Origin of the sequence: Streptoalloteichus tenebrarius, assembly GCF_024171885.1 — a bacterium.
In the GTDB taxonomy this organism is placed as follows: Bacteria; Actinomycetota; Actinomycetes; order Mycobacteriales; family Pseudonocardiaceae; genus Streptoalloteichus; species Streptoalloteichus tenebrarius.
The window spans coordinates 168,044-185,519 of sequence record NZ_JAMTCP010000007.1 but is presented as its reverse complement, the minus strand read 5'-3'; the positions used below and the strand labels follow the sequence as shown (position 1 = coordinate 185,519).

The window sequence follows — 17,476 nt, the reverse complement described above, 5'->3', positions numbered from 1 at the left end:
GCACCCGGCCCAAGCGGTTCCGCGACGGTGTGCGGCCCGTAGCGGACGGGCCTTCCGACTGGCCGCATGGCGGCGCACCGTGACAGGGGATTGACCCCAATTCCCCGCCCTCGTTACAGTCGGTGGGTCTTCCTCCGAATGGTTCGGAGGAATGTTTTCCCAGTTTTTCGGAAGCGACTCCCAACACCTGTATTCGACGGCGTCGCGCGCCGTCTCCTGGTTGGACGGGGAAGCCTATGAGCCCTGGTCGTCCGAATCCTCGCCGAGACTCCGGGACCCGGTGGCCGGACTGGCCCGTGAGCACCGCGAGAACCGAGGAGCGACTCCTCGCCGCGTTGCGCTCCGGCCGGTGGGCCGTCAGCGGCGCGCACACCGGTGAGGAATCGTTCGAGAACACCTTCGCCCAGCGTTTCGCCGAATTCGTCGGAACGGCGCACGCCGTCCCGACCTGCAACGGGTCGGCCGCGTTGACCATCGCGATCGAGGCGTTGGGCGTTGGCGCGGGCGACGAGGTCCTGGTGCCGGGGCTGACCTGGGTGGCGTGCGCGTCCGCCGTGTTGCGCGTGGGCGCCGTGCCCGTCCTGGTCGACGTCGAGCCGGACACGCTGTGCATGTCGGTGGCGGCGGCGGAGGCGGCGATCACCCCGAGAACCAGGCTGATCATGCCCGTGCACGTGTACGGGTCCGCCGTGGACATGGACGCGATGACCGCGTTGGCCGGCCGGCACGGCATCCCGGTGCTGGAGGACTGCTCGCACGTGCACGGCGCGCGGTGGCGGGGCCGTCGGTTGGGCTCCCTCGGCCAGGTCGGCGCGTTCAGCCTGCAACAGACCAAACTGCTCACCTCCGGCGAGGGCGGCGTCGCGGTCACCTCCGACCCGGAGATCCACGACCTGTTGTCCCGCAAGCGCGCCGACGGCCGCCGGCGTCGCGTCGGCACCCCGGTCGGCGAGCTGGAGCTGGAGGAACTGCCCGGCGTGCAGGGCTACAACTACTGCATGAGCGAGTTCAACGCGGCGGTCGCGTTGGACGGCCTCGACCGGCTGGACGGGGAGAACGCGCGGCGCCGGGTGGCGATGCGCCGGCTGGACGACCTGCTCGCCGAGGTGGAGGGCGCCAGCCCGTTGTCCCGGCCGGCCGGGCTCACCGAGGACGCCGCCTACCAGTACTGCGTCCGCCTCGCCCCGGCCGTGTTCGGCCAGAACTGCAAGCACGTCGTCGCCGAGGCGCTGTCGCGGGAGTTGGGCCTCCACGTCGAGCCGATCGACTCGGCCCTGACCGACAACGTGCTCTACCAGCCGTTGGCCTCCGGGTGGACCAAGGCGTCCGCCGAGCGCGCGCGCCTGCTCGACCCCCGGCGGTTCCGCCTCCCGGTGGCGGAGCGGGAGGGGGAGCACTGCGTCCTGCTCCCGCACCGGATGTTCCTGGCCCCGCCGGAGGACATCGCTCTCGTCGCCGACGCCCTGCGCCGCGTGCGGGACCAGCTCGTCCGGGTCTGACCCCACCCCCCTCGCGTCCAGCACAGGAAGGGCCGCCCAGTGACCACCACCAGCACGGACCGGCCGCCCTCGGTGCTCTCCACCGAGCTGGGCCGGCTGACCAGGGCCGACGCCACCGCGTTCCTCGCGTCGCTGCCCGCGCGCGACGTCCGCCTCGTCGTGACCTCGCCCTGGTTCACCGGCCCCTTCACGGCCGACTCCGCCGACCCGGTCAGTCCCCGCTTCACGGAGTGGATCACGGGTTTCCTGCGGGAGATCGAACGGGTCCTGCTGCCGGACGGCAGCGTCGTCCTGGAGATGGGCTGCACCTGGGCGGAGGACGCGCCGGTGCGGACCGCGCAGAACCTCGCCGCGATCGCCGCCCTGCTCGCCTCGGGCACGTGGAAGCTGTTGCAGGAGTTCTACTGGTACAACCCGGATTTCCTCCTCGCCAAGGACGAGTGGGTCGAGGAGCGGGGAATCCGGCTGCGCGACTGCGTCACGACCTGGTTCTGGCTCGCCAGGACACCGGACGTGCCCGTGGACAACCGCAGGGTCCGGGGTTTCCAGAGCCACCTGACCCATCCGTTCGGGAACTTCCTCGCGTTCGGCGACGCGGACGTGGACCAGGCGTATCTCGACCGTTGTCGGGCCGAGGGGACGCGGCCGAGCGAGGACCGGTTCCCGGTGGCCGCGCCCGCGTACTTCATCCGGCTGCTCACCGAGCCGGGGGAGCACGTGGTCGACCCGTTCGTCGGCATCGGGTCCACGGCGCTGGCCGCCGAGCTGTCCGGCAGGAGGTGGTCCTGCAACGACTTCTCCGCCGAGGCGGTGGAGGTGGCCCGCCGTCGGCTGCTGGCGGCGCGCTCCGCCGGCGGGGGCGGCCCCGCGACCCCCGACGGTCCGACGACGACCGCCCCGCCGGCGCCGTGAGCACCCGAAGGGCCTGATCGCAGTGCTGAAGAGCGACTTCCACCTCGGAGACAGGCTGGTCCGCACCGTCCGCGGCCCGAACCTCCTCGACGACGCGGTCGGGCTGCTGCTCGACCTGGACGCCGACCGCTACGTCGTCGTCACCGACGACACCGTGCGGAGGATCGTCGGCGCGCGGCTGGCCGAGGCGCTCCACCGGCAGGCGCCCACGCTGCTGCTCTCCCAGCCCCCCGGCGAGGAGCACAAGACACTGTCCACGCTGGCCCGTCACGTCGACGCGGCCCTGGCCTTCGGGGTCACCCGCCGGTCGGTGGTGGTCGCCGCGGGCGGCGGCGTGCCGGGCAACGTCGCCGGCCTGCTGGCCGGACTGCTGTTCCGGGGCATCCGGTTCGCCCACGTCCCGACGACCGTGATCGCCGCCTGCGACTCGGTGCTGTCGGCGAAGCAGGCGGTCAACACCACCTACGCCAAGAACACGGTCGGGCTGCACCACGTGCCCGAGATGATCCTGATCGACCTGACCGTGCTGGCCGGCAGCGGCCGGCGCGACCTGCGGTCCGGGATCTGCGAGACGGTCAAGAACGCGCTCGTGCTCGCCCCCCGACAGGTGCCGGAGCTGCGCGGACTGCTGCGCCCGGCCTCCGACTACGACGAGGACGAGCTGAGCCGGGTGTTCGAGCTGTCGCTGGAGGTCAAGGGCCGGCTGCTGGCCGAGGACCCGCACGAGCGCCAGGTCGGCGTGTTGCTGGAGTACGGGCACACGGTCGGCCACGCCCTGGAGCTGGTCGGCGCGACCCAGACCCGCCCCGACGGCCCGTTGCGGCACGGCGAGGCCGTCGCGCTCGGCATGCTCGCCGCCGCGTCCGTGGCCCGTCGACTGGGCCTGCTCGACGACGACACCGTGGCCCTGCACGAGGAGCTGGTCGCGCGGGCGGGGGTGTGTCCGTGCCTGAGCGCCGGCATCGACCCCGGGACCGTGCTGCACCACGTCGAGTTCGACAACAAGCGCGGCTACCGGCACCACGACCGCGATGTCGTGCCCATGGTGTTGTTGGAGGGACTGGGCAGACCGGCGAACCACGAAGGCCGGTTCCTCACGTCGGTGCCCCGCGCCGTCGTGCGCGAGGCCGTGCACGACCTGCTGCGGCGGGGCAAGGAGTGCCGGGGGAGGTGCCCGGCCGGTGCCTGACACCGAACAGCACGTGGTCCTCGCCAGGGCGCCGCTGCGCGTCTCGTTGGCGGGTGGTGGCACGGACCTGCCCAGCTACGCGGCCAAGTTCGGCGGCCGGGTGGTCAGCGTGGCGATCAATCGTTACGTCGGTGTGGTCGTGCACCCGAGGGAGTTCTCCGGCCGGCTCAGGGTGACAACGGACACGATTGACCACAGTGGACACATCAACGACCTGCCCGACCCGGTCGCCAGGGCCTGCCTCCGCAGGGTGGGGTTGACCGGGGCCGCGCGCGTCGCCACGTTCGGGGACGCGCCGAGCGGCTCGGGGCTGGGCGGCTCCGGCGCGCTCACCGTGTCCCTGGTGCACGCCACCCACGTCGGCCTGTCCCGCCGCGAGATCGCCGAACGCGCCAGCGCCGTCGAGATGACCGACCTCGGCCGGCCGGTGGGCAAGCAGGACCACTACATGGCCGCCTACGGCGGGTTGCGGCTGCTGGACTTCCACGAGGACGGCCGCGTCGACGTGCGGGACCTCGGCGTCGAGCCCCCGGTCGTGGCCGCCCTCGACCAGCGGCTCCTGCTCTTCCACACCGGCGGCCGCCACGACTCGGGGAGCGTGCTGTCCGAGCAGGTCCGGCGGACCCTGCTCGGCGAACCCGAGGTCCTCGGCCTGCTGCACCGGATCAGGGAGCTGGCCGACGAGATGGTGGACTGCCTGCTGCGGGGCGCCGTGGACGAGGTGGGCGGGCTGCTCGACGCGCACTGGGCCGCGAAGTCCCGGCTGGGCTCGCGCGTGTCGACCGGCAGGGCGGAGCGGCTGTGGGCCGAGGCGCGCGCGGCCGGCGCGACCGGCGGGAAGCTGCTCGGGGCCGGCGGCGGCGGTTTCCTCCTGGTCCACTGTCCCCCCGAGCGCCAGGACGACCTGCGGCGGGCGATGAGGGCCCTGGACGCGGCCGAGCTGCCGTTCGGGTTCGCCCCGTCCGGCAGCATGGTCGCCCGACTCCCGGTGTGAGCCGCCCATGTCGATCACCGTCGTCACCATCACCAGGAACCGGCCGGGCCTGCTCGCCAGGGCGATCCGGTCGGTGGCCGCGCAGGAGCGCGTCGACCGGGTCGAGCACCTCGTCGTGGTGGACGACTGCGCCCCGACGTTCGCCTTCCTGCGCCACCGGCGGTCGCTGCCCGACAACCTCCGCTGGATCGTGGTGTCCCGCTCCGCCGGCGAGGTCTCCGGCCCCGGCCGCTCCTCCCGGCTGCGCAACCTCGCCGTGCGGGTCAGCGAGGCCGAGTGGATCGCCTTCCTCGACGACGACAACGAGTACACCCCCGACCACCTCGCCAGCCTGCTGGCCCGAGCCCGCGCCACGGGCTGTCGCGCCGTGCACTCGCACCTGGTCATGCTGAACCAGGACGGCAGCCCGTACCTGGAGCAGCGCTCGCCGTGGTCGCGGGAGGAGGCCGAGGGCAGGGCGGAGTACGCCAGGATGCTGGCGGCGGGCGTGGTCAGCGTTGGCTCGTGCGTGCGCCGCGACCGGCTGGACCCCCTCGACGTGCCCGACCCGGTGGTCTCGGTCGACACGGGGGAGTGGCTGCTGGCCAGGGAACTCCTGCTGGAGGTGCCCTTCCGCGACGAGTTCGACGCCGACGACGCGGCGCGGTCGATCGGCGAGGACGACAAGTTCGCCCGCGACCTCCAGGCCCGCGGCGAACCCGTGGCGTGCACCGGGAAACCGACGCTCCGCTACTACCTCGGCGGCTACTCCAACAACTTCTCGGTTCCCTTCGACTCCACCTTCTCCTGGTGTTAGCGGGTGACGCGATGAGCTATGAGCTGGTCGACGGCAGAGTGGTGACCCCGGAAGGCTGCGAGCTGAACGTGGCACACCACTGCAACCTCGGCTGCGCGTCCTGTAGCCACCTCTCGCCCGTCTTCCGCCGGTCGGTGGTCGACCCCGAGGTGGTGCGCAGGGACCTGGGGCTGCTGGCCCGGTTCCTGCGCGCGCGGTTCGTCAAGGTGCTCGGCGGGGAACCGTTGCTGCACAAGCAGTTGGTGCCAATCCTGGACATCATCAGGGAGAGCGGGATCGCGCCTCGCGTCCTGGTGTGCACCAACGGCGTGCTGCTGCCCCGGATGCGCGACGACTTCTGGTCCCGCGTCGACGAGGTCGAGGTCTCGATCTACCCGGGGCGCGAGCTGTCCGACGACGAGCTGGCCCACGTCCGACGCCAGGCGGAGCGGCACCAGACCACGCTGACCGTCTCGTACTACTCCCACTTCCGCTACTCCTACTCCGAGGTGGGGACCGAGGACGCGCGCCTGGTCGAGCAGATCTTCACGACCTGCCAGGTCGCCCACGTCTGGCGCTGCCACACCGTCTACGAGGGACACTTCTTCCGCTGCCCGCAGGCGGTTTTCCTGCCCAGGGTCATCGGGCGGCCGGAGGACCCGTGGGCCGACGCCCTGCCGATCGAGGACCGGCCCGATCTCGCCGAGCGCCTGCTGGCCTACCTCACCTCGCCCCGGCCCCTGGCGGCCTGCCGGAACTGCCTCGGCAGCGCGGGCAGGAGGATGCCGCACCACCAGCTCCCCAGGGCGGAGTTCCTGGCGCCGCAACGACGTCCCACCGAGGAGCTGCTCGACCGCGAGTTCCTGGCCCGGCTCGCCGACGAGCCCGACCACGACGACGGCTGCGCCGTCGCCGACCCCGAGGACTGGCGGGCCCGCGTGCACGGCGTGAGGGAGAGGATCTGATGCGTGCTCTGGTGACCGGAGGGGCCGGCTTCATCGGCCGGCACGTGGCGCGGCGCTTCCGCGACGAGGGCCACGACGTGGCGGTGCTGGACACGGCGTGGACCCCCGACGAGGAGTTCCCCGGCTGGGCGCTGGACGTCACGGCCGAACGCGAGGTGCGCGCGGCGGTCGACGCGTTCCGACCCGACGTGGTGGCCCACCTGGCCGGGGTGGCCGACGCCAGGGCGGCGCTGGCCGACCCGACCACGGCGATCCACTGCAACGTCACCGGCACCGCCGTGGTGCTCGGCGCCGCCGCCCGCACCGGCGTCCGGCGCGTGATCATCGCCGGGAGCTGCTGGGTCTACAACGCCATGCGGGTCGACGCCGTCGACGAGGACGAGCCGTTCCTGCCCAGCGGCGCCGGCCACTTCTACACCACCTCCATGATGGCCAAGGAGTTCCTGGCGTGGGACTTCGCCCGCCTGCACGGCCAGGAGTTCACGGTCCTGCGCTACAGCCCGGTCTACGGGCCGGGCATGTGGCCGGGCCTGGTCGTCTCGGCCTTCCTGCGCGCGGCGGCCGAGGGTGGGCCGCTGGTCGTCTACGGCGACGGCCGCGAACGCCGCGCGTTCCTGCACGTGCACGACCTCGCCGAGGCGTTCCTGCTCGCCACCGACCCCGTCGCCGCCAACCAGGTCTACAACCTGGAGGGGCCGGAGATCGTCACCACCGGCGAGCTGGCCGCGCGGGTGTCGGAGCTGTTCGGCGGGGTGCCCGTGGTGTACAGGGAGGAACCCACCCGGCGCGGCGAACTCGTCTACTCCCAACGGTTCGTCTCCACCGACAAGGCCAGGGTGCAGCTCGGCTGGCAGCCCACCATCTCCCTGCGGGAGGGGCTGCGCAGGGAGGTCGAGCGGCTGCGGGTGGGGCGGCCGTGAGCGCGCGCCGGGTGGACCCGGTCCGGCCGGACTTCTCCGAGGACGACATCGCGGAGGTCCAGGCCGCCGTCGCCGCCGCGCTGCGGTCGGGGCAGCTCGCGCAGGGCGCCCAGGTCGAGGCGTTCGAGGCGGAGATGGCCGAGCTGGTCGACAGCCGGCACGCCGTGGCCGTGGCGTCCGGCACCGCGGCGCTCGTCTGCGTCCTGCGCTCGCTGTCCGACGGGGCCAGGGGCGAGGTGCTGGTGCCGGCCAACGCCTTCTACTCCTCGGCGGCCGCGCCCCTGCTGGCCGGGCTCGACACCCGGCTGGCCGAGATCGACCTCGACACCCTCGCGCCGACCCTGGCGACGCTGGAGGCCGCCGCCACCGAGCGGACCGTCGGGGTGCTCCTGGTCCACATGGGCGGGATCATCACCCCCGAGGTGACCGCGATCGCCGAGTGGTGCGACCGGCACGGCCTCTGGCTGGTCGAGGACTGCGCGCACGCGCACGGCAGCCGACTGGGCGGCCGGCACGCGGGGCGGTTCGGCGTCGCCGGGGCCTTCTCCTTCTTCGCGACCAAGGTGATCACCTCCGGCGAGGGCGGGATGGTGGTCACCGACGACGACGAGCTGGCCCATCTCGTCCGCCTGCACCGCAACCTCGGCAAGCCCGAACCGTGGCGCAGTGTCCACACCGTACTCGGCGAGAACGCCAGGATGAGCGAGTTGCACGCGGCCGTGGGGCGCACCCAGTTGCGCAGGTTGGGGGAGTTCGTCGAGACCAGGACCCGGCTCGCCCGGCGCTACACCAAGGCGCTCCAGGGGATTCCCGGCGTGCGCCCGTTGCTCCCACCGCATGACCCGGCGAGTTGGTACAAGTACGTGCTGCTGCTCGACCCCGCCGTCGACCGGGCCGCGCTGTCCGCCGAACTGGAGCGGCGCGGCGTGCGTCTCGGCGGCGCGATCTACGAGATCCCGCTGCACCACCAGCCCGTCCTGCGCGGGTGGCTCCCCGCCGGGCGTTACCCCGTGGCGGAGGCGGCGTGCGCGCGGCACGTCTGCCTGCCGCTGCACACCCGCATGACCGACGACGACGTGGACTTCGTGGTGGCGGCCCTGGCCCAGGTGATGGAAGCGGTGGCGGTACCGGAAGGGGAAGGTGATGCCGATGTTGTCCGATGAGGACCTCTACGTCTTCGACACGACGGGGTTCCTCGTGGTCCGAGGGGCGTTCGACGCCGACGAGGTGCGCCGGTTCCGCGCCGAGCTGGACGAGCTGAGCGCCACCGAGCCCTACGCGAACACCGAGCGGTTCGACGACCTGACCGCGCACAGCCCCACCTTCGGCAAGCTCGCGCTGGACGACCGGGTGGTGGGCAGGGCGAGAGACGTGATCAACCAGCCGATGCGGCTGCTGGAGGCGTACGCCCTGCGCCGGCAGCGGCACAGCGCGCTGTACCTGCACGGCGGCTACGCCGAGCTGCTCGACATGCCCGACCGCACGGTGGGCCGAGACCTGTCGATCATGCACACCTACCACGACGGCCGGATCTACTGCACCTACGTGAAGGCGTTGATCTACCTCAGCGCCATCCGGACCCAGGAGGACGGCTCGTTCTGCTACCTCCACGGCTCGCACAAGGCCAACTTCCCGCTCCTGCGGGCCAGGGCGCGTCGCGGCGAGCGGAGGTCGCTGATCGACGAGGGCTTCCCCACCCTGGCCGACGTGTTCGTGGAGGCCGGGGACCTGCTGCTGCTCAACGAGGCCCTGATGCACGGCACCCGGCGCAAGCTGTCGGACGGGGACCGCACCCTGCTGGCCTTTAGCTACGGACCGACGTTCCTGGTCGACTGGCGGGAGCTGGACGGCGAGACCGCCGACCTGCGCGGCCAGGGCTACGTCGACCACGACGTCGAGGAGGACTTCGTGCGCTGAGGCGGGGGCGGTCCGGGAGGTCCGCGGACCAGAGGAAGGACCGATGACCGAAGACATCACCAGTGCCGCGCTGCGGTCCTCGTGGGAGGAGTACGTGGCCGGGGCCGGCCCGCTGCTGCTGACGATGGCGCAGCAGGTCCACCGGCTGGTCGTGGAACTCGACCGGATCCGCCGCGCGGGCGGCACGGTCTACCTGATCGGCAACGGCGGGAGCGCCTCCGCCGCGTCGCACCTGGCGCAGGACCTGCTGAAGGGCACGTCCGCGCCGGGCAACCCGCCGCTGCGCGCGCTCGCGCTGACCGACAACCTCTCGATGCTCACCGCCTACGCCAACGACACCGGCTACGAGAACGTGTTCGTCGAACCGCTGCGGCTGCTCGGCAGGGAGGGCGACCACGTCCTGGCGATCAGTTGCTCCGGCACGAGCCCGAACGTCGTCAGCGCGGCCCGCTACGCCAGGGCGGCCGGCATGTCGGTCATCGCGGTCACCGCCGGCGACGGCGGTGACCTGCGCCGCCTCGCCGACGTGGAGGTCAACGTCCCGACCAAGGACGTCGGCCTCGCGGAGGCCCTGCACAGCATGGTGTTCCACTTCGTGACCCAGGTCCTGCGGGACAGCCCCGCCCTCGACTAGCGCCGGGGAGGGCGGGGTGTGTCCCGGGGGAGGAACAGGGTGGGCGCGCCGCGCGCGGGCAGCCGGCCACCCGGCGTCCGCGCGCCTAGGGGACCAACTCCGCGAGCTGGTCGACCAGCAGCGCGATCGGGTCCGGTGGCACCTGCTCCCGGACGCTGTACGCGGCCAGCCGGCCCATCTCCCGCAACCGGTCCCGGTTCCGCCACGCCCGTTCCATCGCCTCGTCCAGGCAGGCGACGACCGGCCCCGCCGCCACGAAGCCGGTCACGTCGTCGGCGACCAGCTCGGTGTTGCCCGCCACGTCGCTGACGATCACCGGACGCCCGCAGAGCATCGCCTCGATGATCACCGTGGGCAGGCCCTCGGCGCGCGAGCACAGCACCAGCGCGTGGTGCTCCCGCCAGATCCCCTCCACGTCGGCCGTGTGCCCTGCGAAGTCCACAGAGGACAGTTCAAGCCGGTCGCGCAGCGCCAGCAGCACCCGCTCGCACGGGCCGGAGCCGAACAACGTCACCCGCACCGGGCGCTGACGCCACTTCGGTCGCGACAGGACGTCGAACAGCACGTCCTGGCCTTTGTCGTTCGGGTCGAGCCGAGCCACGCACGCCAGCCGCAACGGCTCGTCCGACTCCGGCCACGGCGGGGCCGCGTCGTAGGAAACCCTGAAGTGGCACCGGACGACGCGGGCGTTCTCGATCGGACCGCCCACCTGGTCCTCGGTCAGCCGGAGGTTGCGTTCCGAGACGAACATCGAGGCCCGCGCGCCGGCGTAGCCCTTGGCCAGGCGCTCCGCGACCTCATCGGGCAACCACTCGTGCTCCGCCGCCGAATTGGCGTACGCGACATAGGGATAACCCCGGCGGGCGCACTCCTCCATCCAGCCCAGTCCCTCGTAGTTGTCGCCCTGCGAGACCACCACGAGGTCCGGCCGCACCAGCTCCAACGTGCTCCGCTGCCGTTCACTCCACGGCAGCTCGTACACCGGTCGCTGGTCGAACGGCGCCGGCTCCCACCGGCGGTGCACCACGCACCCGGCCTTCTCCACCGCGAGGAGTTCGTCCGGCAACTCGTCCCAGCCCCGCACGCTGGCGTGCACCTCGGCGCCCTCCCGCAGCCAGTGCGTGGCGGCCAACGCCCAGTTGGTCTCGCTCGGACCCCACGGGGCCGACTCGTTGGCGGATACGAAGAGGACGCGCATGTCGCCTCCTGGTGCGTCGGTCCCCCTTCGCCCGCGTCGCGGGCGAAACGGTGGTCCGGAGGTTATCCGCGCGGCACCAGGATCCGACAAGGGAACTCACCGGAACAGTCCAGCGACCCCGAAGCGGAGACGATTGTGGACGGACTGCGCGCGGCATTCCTCGACCGGGACGGCACCCTGAACGTGAAACCGCCGCCCGGGCGGTACGTGACCACTCCTGACGGGCTGGCCCTGCTGCCCGGCGCGGCGGCCGCCGTCGCCCGGCTCAACCAGGCGGGCTGGGTGACGGTGCTGGTCACCAACCAGCGCGGCGTCGCGCGCGGACTGATGACCGAGGCCGCCCTGCGCGCCGTGCACCGGCGTCTGCTGGCCCTGCTGGCGGCCGAGGGGGCGCGCCTCGACGCCCTCTATTCCTGCGTGCACCAGAAAGAGAGCTGTGGATGCCGCAAGCCGCTGCCAGGGTTGTTCCTCAAGGCAGTGGCCGACAATCCCGCCATCGATCTCTCCCGCTCGGTCGTCATCGGCGACGAGGAGACCGACGTGCTGGCCGGAAAGGCGGCAGGAACGCGAGCCGTCCGACTGGCCCCACCCGGAACACCCTCAACGGCCGACCACCTGGCCACCAACCTGCCCGAGGCGGTGAACTGGCTGCTGACAGCCGGAACAGCCCGCTCCCCTTCATATCCCGGCGTGCGCGGGGATGATGTACGCCTCGGTGAGGAGCGCAACCTGCCTGCGGGTCACCCAAACGTGTCCGGAGAACCTCAGGATCTATGCTCGGCGGACCGGCTCATGGACTCTTCCTGACGAGGGGGCACCCTTCGTGCCAGTCACGTATTTCGTCGGTTCTCGTGCCAGCAACCTCGCCCGCGCGCAGGTGCGCGAGTACCTGGCGCCGTTGAAGGAGCGGTTTCCCGATGTGACCTTCACGCACCGGGCGATCCTGGAGGGTGGCGACAGGGACCGGCGCTCCCCGCTCGCGACCGTCTCCGCCGTCAGCGGTGGTTCCGCGTTCAGCAGCGAGCAGGAGGCGGCGCTGGCCCGTGGCGAGGTCGACGTCGTCATCCATTCGCTGAAAGATCTCCCGACCGCCACGACGGAAGGTCTGGTCCTGCTTCCTCCGCCGGGGCGGGGGGACGTGCGGGATGCCCTGTGCGGGAGCACTCTCGCCGGGCTACGTCGGGGCGCGCGAGTGGGGACGGGTTCGCCGCGTCGTCGTGCCCAGCTCCTCGCGGTCCGCCCCGACCTGGAGATCGTGCCGATCCGGGGGAACGTCCCGCCCCGGCTGAAGAAGATCGAGACGATGGCGCTGGACGCGGTCGTGCTCGCGGTCGCGGGCCTGCGCCGTCTCGGTCTGGACGACGCGATCAGCGAAATGCTGCCGGTGGACCAGTTCCCGCCCTCGCCGGGGCAAGGCGCGCTCGGCGTTCAGGTCCGGGAGGACAGCGAGGAACTGAGCCGCATGCTGGCCACCGTGGCTGATGCGCGAGTGGACGCTGCCGTTCGCGCCGAGCGCGCTCTGCTCGCCGAGCTGCACGGTGGATGCAGCGTCCCGGTCGGTGCTCATGCTCGCGTCACCGAGGACGGGACCCTGCGCATACTCGGGCAGGTCACGAGTCTGGACGGCCGTGAGCGTGTTCAGGGAGAGACGACCGGGGCGATGGCAGAGCCGGAGAAGGTGGGGCGCGCCCTGGCCGAAGACCTCATCGACCAGGGCGCCGAGCGCATCCTCTCCGCGATCCGGGGTTAGGCGTTGAGCTGCTGGGCGATGTCCAACGCGGCGTAGGTGAGGGTGGCGTGCGCCCCGGCCCGCTTGAGCATCGTGAACAGCTCGACGAGCAGTCGCACGTCGCGTAGTCCTGCCTCGTTCACCGTGGTGAGGGCGGTGTACTCCCCGGACACGGAGAAGGGGACCAGCGGCACGCGCGTGTGCTGGCGCAGCGTGGCGAGCACGTCCCCGCAGTACAGCGCGGGTTCCAGCAGGATCATGTCGGCGCCGTCGCCGACCATCTGGAGCGCGGTCTCGACGAACTGGTCCGCCTTGCCGGGGTGGATCTGGAACTCACGGTTGGTCCCCGCCTTCGGAGTCGCGCCCATGGTCAGTCGGAACCGGTCGTACAGGTGAGACCAGAAGATCACGTGCGGCATGATCGACACCGTGTGGAACCCGGTGCTGTCGAGCGCCGCGCGAACACCGGCCACGGTGCCGGTCACCATCGAGGCCGGACCCACGATGTCGGCCCCGGCCTCCGCGTGCACGACGGCCTGTCGTGCGGTGATGTCGATGGTCGCTGGCACGTCCGGCCGACCGTCGTCGTCGGTGACGTAGCAGACGCCGTCCGGGGTGTAGGAGCACAGGCAGGTCTCCGTCATCACCGCCATGGTGGGATCCGCGTCCTTCACGGCGCGGATGGCGCGCACCATCAACGTGTCCGTGGCCAGCGAAACCTCCCCGCTGGCGTCACGCCGGGAGGACTCCGCGAAGAGCTTGACGGAGCGGAGTCCCAGCGCCGCCGCCCGGCGGATGACCGGCGGGATGCCGATCGTGGTGACTGTCGGCATAGGACGTTCGGTGGTGTCGTCCTCGGTGACCAGGAGAACCAGGGAGAGGTCGGCCGGAGTGAGCGCCGGACCTTCCAGGAAGTGGCGGACCGTCCTTCGCCCCCGAAGGGTGTCGGTGGCGCGGGATGTGAACAGGGCGGCCTGGTGCATCAACGTCCCCCTCTGCGGCTGGCGCGGTTCCAGTACCCGATGTGATCAGGAGGCGCCAGATCTGTGACAGAAAGTAGCGGTGGGAGACGGGTGGGAGCGAGCGGCTGTTCGAGTGCCACCTGCTGCACGCGGGTTGGTTTCGTCGATGCCTGTGCTGGCTCACCCCCGCGTGTGCGGGGACCATGGCACTACGTCGTCGCCGGCCACCTCCACGCAGGACTCACCCCCGCGTGTGCGGGGACCATACTTCGTGACCTGCGGTGATGCTGAGCGTGGGGCCGTCTCGGAGACCTGTCTGTCGTCAGTGCGCCTCCAGTCTTGTCGCACCCACACATGATCTACCAGTGCGGGGTGGGGGTGGTCAGAGGGGGAGCAGGTCGGGGCGCTTCGGGGCGATCGTGTCGCCCGAGGACTCACCGCGCAGCCGACGGCGAATCCACGGCAGCACGTGTTCGCGCCCCCACCGCAGGTTCTCCGCGCGCTGCTGGCGTCGGCTGATCACGGTGTGGGGTCCGAGCTTCGCGGGGGCGAGGTCGTGCGGCGCGCCGAGGACGTCGAGCACGGCGATGGCGACCTCGGTGTGCCCGAGGGCGTTGAGGTGCAGGCGGTCGTCGGCCCACAGCCGGCGGTCGCGGAGCTGGCGCATGGCCCACAGGTCGACCACGCGGGCGCCGTGGCGGGCGGCGATGACGCGGGTGTGCTCGTTGAAGATGGCGGTGCGTCCCCGCAGCTTGCGGAACACGGGGTCGGCGACGCCGTCGACGCCGGTGAACAGCACGACGGTCGCGCCGGTCCCGGTCAGTCGGGCCACGGCCCGCTCGTAGCGCTCGGCCAGCGCGTCGATGTCGACCTTGGGGCGCAGCAGGTCGTTGCCGCCGGCGTAGAGGGTGACGAGGTCGGGGCCGAGGGCCAGCGCGGGGGCGAGCTGCTCGGTGAGGACCTGGTCGAGGAGCCGGCCCCGGATCGCGAGGTTGGCGTAGCGGAACTCGGGGTCGGCCGCGGCGAGCTGTTCGGCCACGCGGTCGGCCCAGCCCCGGACGCCGTTCGGGCGGGTGGGGTCCTCGTCGCCGACGCCCTCGGTGAATGAGTCGCCGAGGGCCACGAAACGCTTGCGCATGCCCCGCACTCTCAGTGGGCCGTGATCGGTGTCGTCCGCCGGCAACTGCCCTGACCTCGCGCGCTGCCTTCCACGCAGGGCGAATGAGCGCCGCGAAGGTTTCAGTGACAACTGAACAAAAACGCCGATCCCAGGGCTCGCCGAAGCGCGAAAGCGCAGGAACACCAACGCCACGAAACGAGCAACCCTCGCTGTCAGGCGGTCATCCGCCAAGAGACTGGCGGCAGCGCGTTACGACGACCGGGCTGGCGTTCTGGTGATCCCGTTCTCCAGCGTGCGCAGGACGGTGGAGACGACGCCGTGTCGGGGCAGGTTGCCGTTGGCGGCCTCCTCGCAGCCGGTGTACACGAGCGACCACACCACGCTGCGAATCCAGAACGGGCTGAGTTCGGGGTCGAACACGCCCTCGGCCTGGCCCCGGCGGATCAGGTCGAGCACGGGGTCGCCGGGCGCGATCGGCTGGGACGTCGGGCCGCGCGACTCCAGCAGGCGCGGGTCGCCGAACAGGAACATCAGTCGGTCGCCAACGTCGACGAAGGCGGTGATCACCCGGCGGAACGCCTCCAGCGGCGGCCCCTCGTGCGGGGCGGCGTCCTGGACGGACCTGCTCACGACCTCGGCTGAGTCCTTGATGGTCTCCCTGATCAGCGCCTCGCGGTCGGGGAAGTAGCGGTGGAGCGTGGTTCGCCCGACGTTGGCGGCCTCCGCGATCGCGGGCAGCGTCGCGGTGCGGTCGCGCGCGAGGACCGAGGCGGCGGCGCTCAGGATGGCGCGCCGGGTTCGGCTGCGGGCTCCACTCACGGCCACAACCTAGCCAAGGAACGCCACAGACCCAAGATGGAACTTTGACGTTCCATTCCGGTAGTCTCGCCCTTCGATCGGCGAGCGGAAGGACGAGAATGATCGACACGAGGGGGCTCACCCGGCACTTCCGGATGGGCGGACAGACCGTGCCGGCGGTCGCGGGGATCGACCTCCACATCGAGCCGGGGGAGCTGGTCGCCCTGCTCGGGCCGAACGGCGCGGGCAAGACCACGCTCCTGCGGATGCTGACGACCCTGCTGCCGCCGACGTCGGGCAGCGCGACCGTGGCCGGCTGCGACATCCGGACCGACCCGTCGGGGGTGCGTGCCCGCATCGGCTACGTGGGACAGCGGAACAGCGCCGGCGAGAACTTCCGCGTCCGCGACGAGCTGGTCACGCAGGGCCGCGCCTACGGCATGGGCGTGGCGGCGGCGCGCGAGCGGGCCGACGAGGTGCTGGGGCAGTTGGAACTCGACCAGTTCGCCCTGCGCAAGCCCGGGACGCTGTCGGGTGGTCAGCGGCGCCGCGTCGACATCGCGATGGGGCTGGTGCACCGGCCGGCCCTGCTGTTCCTCGACGAGCCGTCCACCGGGCTCGATCCGCAGAGCCGGGCCAACATCTGGGAGCACATCCTGCGGCTGCGTCGGGAGCTGGGGATGACGCTCGTGCTGACCACCCACTACCTGGAGGAGGCCGACCGGATGGCCGAGCGTGTGGTCGTCGTCGACCACGGCCGCGTCATCGCGGACGGCACCGCCGAGCGGCTGAAGAGCGAGCTGACCGGCGACCACATCACGGTCACCACGTCCACCGAGGCCGACGCCGCCGTCGCCCGTGGTGTCGCGGAGCGGTTCTCCGGGGAGGTCGAGGTCGACGGGACGACAGTGCGCCTGCGGGTCTCGCCCGCGACGCGGGTGCTTCCGGAGTACCTGCGGACGCTGGAGGCGGCGGGCGTCAGCGCGGTGTCGGCGGACGTCAGCCAGCCCACATTGGACGACGTGTTCCTCGCGCTCACCGGCCGCAGCCTCCGTGACGAGCAGGCCGCCTGATCCGCCCATACGGCAAGGAGATGTCCATGTTCCGCGACGTCCGCACGGTGTTCTCGCGCGAGTTCGCGCCGGTCCTGCGTGAGCCGCTCAGCCTCATCTTCGCCATGGGTCAGCCGTTGCTGTTCCTCTTCCTCTTCGGGTCGATCCTGTCCGGGACGCCCGGCCTGGGCGACGGAGGCCCGGCGTGGCAGTGGTTCGTCCCCGGCATCCTGGTGATGATGTGCCTGAGCGGTCCGATGATGGCGGGCTACTCGCTGCTGGTCGAGCTGTTGGGCGGCTCGATGGAGCGGATGCTGGTCACGCCGTTGAACCGCACCGCGATGCTGGTCGGCCGCACCCTCAAGGAGTTCGTGATCCTGCTGGCGCAGGCGGTGCTGATCATCGTTCTCGCGGTGCCGCTGGGGTTCCGGCCGCACCTCGCGGGCGCGTTGGCCGGGCTGGTGGTGCTGGTGGTGTTCGGGACAGGGCTGGGCGCCCTGTCCTTCCTGCTCGCGATCAGGTCGCAGCCCAGCGGCCAGTTGTTCTGGACCCTGACCCAGATGGTGCTGTACCCGCTGATGTTGTTGTCGGGCATGATGCTGCCGGTCGAGTACGGCCCGGCGTGGCTCCGGGTCATCGCCGCCTTCAACCCCGTCTCGCACATCGTCGACGCCGAGCGGGCCTTGTTCGCGGGCAGGTTCGGGGAGATCTCGGTGCTGTACGGCGGGGTCGCCGCCCTGGCGATCGCGGTGGTGGGGCTGTGGCTGGGCACCAGGGCGATGCGACGCGGGGTCTGAGCCGCGCCGCCGACC

18 protein-coding genes are annotated in these 17,476 nt (G+C 71.7%); 14 read left to right on the top strand and 4 right to left on the bottom strand.

Features of this window, described 5'->3' with window-relative positions; all coding sequences use genetic code 11:
- The first annotated feature begins 296 nt into the window (after positions 1–296).
- The 10 genes from LX15_RS09815 to LX15_RS09770 are packed head-to-tail and all read left to right on the top strand — an operon-like array spanning position 297 to position 9,805.
- Positions 297–1,499, top strand: a complete 1,203-nt coding sequence (locus LX15_RS09815) for a DegT/DnrJ/EryC1/StrS family aminotransferase (RefSeq protein ID WP_253669207.1) — start codon at positions 297–299, stop codon at positions 1,497–1,499.
- A 39-nt stretch (positions 1,500–1,538) separates the two neighbouring features.
- Positions 1,539–2,411, top strand: a complete 873-nt coding sequence (locus LX15_RS09810) for a DNA-methyltransferase (RefSeq protein ID WP_253669206.1) — start codon at positions 1,539–1,541, stop codon at positions 2,409–2,411.
- 22 nt (positions 2,412–2,433) lie between these two features.
- Entirely contained in the window at positions 2,434–3,600 is a 1,167-nt protein-coding gene (locus LX15_RS09805) for a 2-deoxy-scyllo-inosose synthase (protein ID WP_253669205.1), read from the top strand.
- Positions 3,593–4,594, top strand: a complete 1,002-nt coding sequence (locus LX15_RS33055) for a GHMP family kinase ATP-binding protein (RefSeq protein WP_253669204.1) — start codon at positions 3,593–3,595, stop codon at positions 4,592–4,594. Before LX15_RS09805 ends, LX15_RS33055 begins: the two co-directional genes overlap by 8 nt.
- A 7-nt stretch (positions 4,595–4,601) precedes the next feature.
- Entirely contained in the window at positions 4,602–5,390 is a 789-nt protein-coding gene (locus LX15_RS09795) for a glycosyltransferase family 2 protein (protein ID WP_253669203.1), read from the top strand.
- Between the two features lie 11 nt (positions 5,391–5,401).
- Positions 5,402–6,334: a radical SAM protein gene (locus LX15_RS09790; protein WP_253669202.1), complete on the top strand. Its 933-nt coding sequence runs from the start codon at positions 5,402–5,404 to the stop codon at positions 6,332–6,334.
- Positions 6,334–7,254, top strand: a complete 921-nt coding sequence (locus LX15_RS09785; RefSeq protein ID WP_253669201.1) for an NAD-dependent epimerase/dehydratase family protein — start codon at positions 6,334–6,336, stop codon at positions 7,252–7,254. The genes LX15_RS09790 and LX15_RS09785 overlap by 1 nt, the downstream gene beginning before the upstream one ends.
- On the top strand, positions 7,251–8,417 hold the full coding sequence (locus LX15_RS09780; protein ID WP_253669200.1) for a DegT/DnrJ/EryC1/StrS family aminotransferase: 1,167 nt from the start codon (positions 7,251–7,253) through the stop codon (positions 8,415–8,417). Before LX15_RS09785 ends, LX15_RS09780 begins: the two co-directional genes overlap by 4 nt.
- A complete protein-coding gene (locus LX15_RS09775) occupies positions 8,404–9,171 on the top strand; it encodes a phytanoyl-CoA dioxygenase family protein (protein ID WP_253669199.1) in 768 nt (255 codons plus the stop codon). Before LX15_RS09780 ends, LX15_RS09775 begins: the two co-directional genes overlap by 14 nt.
- A gap of 43 nt (positions 9,172–9,214) precedes the next feature.
- Entirely contained in the window at positions 9,215–9,805 is a 591-nt protein-coding gene (locus tag LX15_RS09770) for an SIS domain-containing protein (RefSeq protein ID WP_253669198.1), read from the top strand.
- Positions 9,806–9,890: 85 nt separating this feature from the next.
- Here LX15_RS09770 and LX15_RS09765 read toward each other — a convergent pair whose 3' ends face one another.
- Positions 9,891–11,003 (bottom strand): glycosyltransferase family 4 protein, encoded by a 1,113-nt coding sequence (locus LX15_RS09765; RefSeq protein WP_253669197.1) that lies wholly within the window; start codon positions 11,001–11,003, stop codon positions 9,891–9,893.
- A 135-nt stretch (positions 11,004–11,138) separates the two neighbouring features.
- Here LX15_RS09765 and LX15_RS09760 point away from each other — a divergent pair, with 135 nt between their 5' ends.
- Together LX15_RS09760 and hemC are read left to right on the top strand one after the other, a co-directional pair.
- Positions 11,139–11,810: a D-glycero-alpha-D-manno-heptose-1,7-bisphosphate 7-phosphatase gene (locus tag LX15_RS09760; RefSeq protein ID WP_253669196.1), complete on the top strand. Its 672-nt coding sequence runs from the start codon at positions 11,139–11,141 to the stop codon at positions 11,808–11,810.
- Positions 11,811–11,826: 16 nt separating this feature from the next.
- Positions 11,827–12,753: a hydroxymethylbilane synthase gene (hemC, locus tag LX15_RS09755; protein ID WP_253669195.1), complete on the top strand. Its 927-nt coding sequence runs from the start codon at positions 11,827–11,829 to the stop codon at positions 12,751–12,753.
- On the opposite strand, the gene LX15_RS09750 is transcribed toward hemC, so the two are convergent.
- From LX15_RS09750 to LX15_RS09740, 3 genes are all read right to left on the bottom strand, one after another.
- Positions 12,750–13,715 carry a porphobilinogen synthase gene (locus tag LX15_RS09750; protein WP_253669194.1) on the bottom strand — a complete coding sequence of 322 codons (966 nt, stop codon included), beginning with the start codon at positions 13,713–13,715 and terminating at the stop codon, positions 12,750–12,752. The genes hemC and LX15_RS09750 overlap by 4 nt on opposite strands.
- A 361-nt stretch (positions 13,716–14,076) precedes the next feature.
- Positions 14,077–14,832 carry an SGNH/GDSL hydrolase family protein gene (locus LX15_RS09745; protein WP_253669193.1) on the bottom strand — a complete coding sequence of 252 codons (756 nt, stop codon included), beginning with the start codon at positions 14,830–14,832 and terminating at the stop codon, positions 14,077–14,079.
- A 231-nt stretch (positions 14,833–15,063) separates the two neighbouring features.
- Positions 15,064–15,633, bottom strand: coding sequence for a TetR/AcrR family transcriptional regulator (locus LX15_RS09740; RefSeq protein WP_253669192.1), 570 nt, complete (start codon positions 15,631–15,633; stop codon positions 15,064–15,066).
- Positions 15,634–15,731: 98 nt separating this feature from the next.
- On the opposite strand from LX15_RS09740, the gene LX15_RS09735 reads away from it, so the two are divergent.
- Positions 15,732–16,685, top strand: a complete 954-nt coding sequence (locus tag LX15_RS09735; protein WP_253669191.1) for an ATP-binding cassette domain-containing protein — start codon at positions 15,732–15,734, stop codon at positions 16,683–16,685.
- A gap of 26 nt (positions 16,686–16,711) precedes the next feature.
- Complete coding sequence (locus LX15_RS09730; RefSeq protein WP_253669190.1) at positions 16,712–17,461, top strand: ABC transporter permease; 750 nt, start codon at positions 16,712–16,714, stop codon at positions 17,459–17,461.
- Positions 17,462–17,476: the final 15 nt, after the last annotated feature.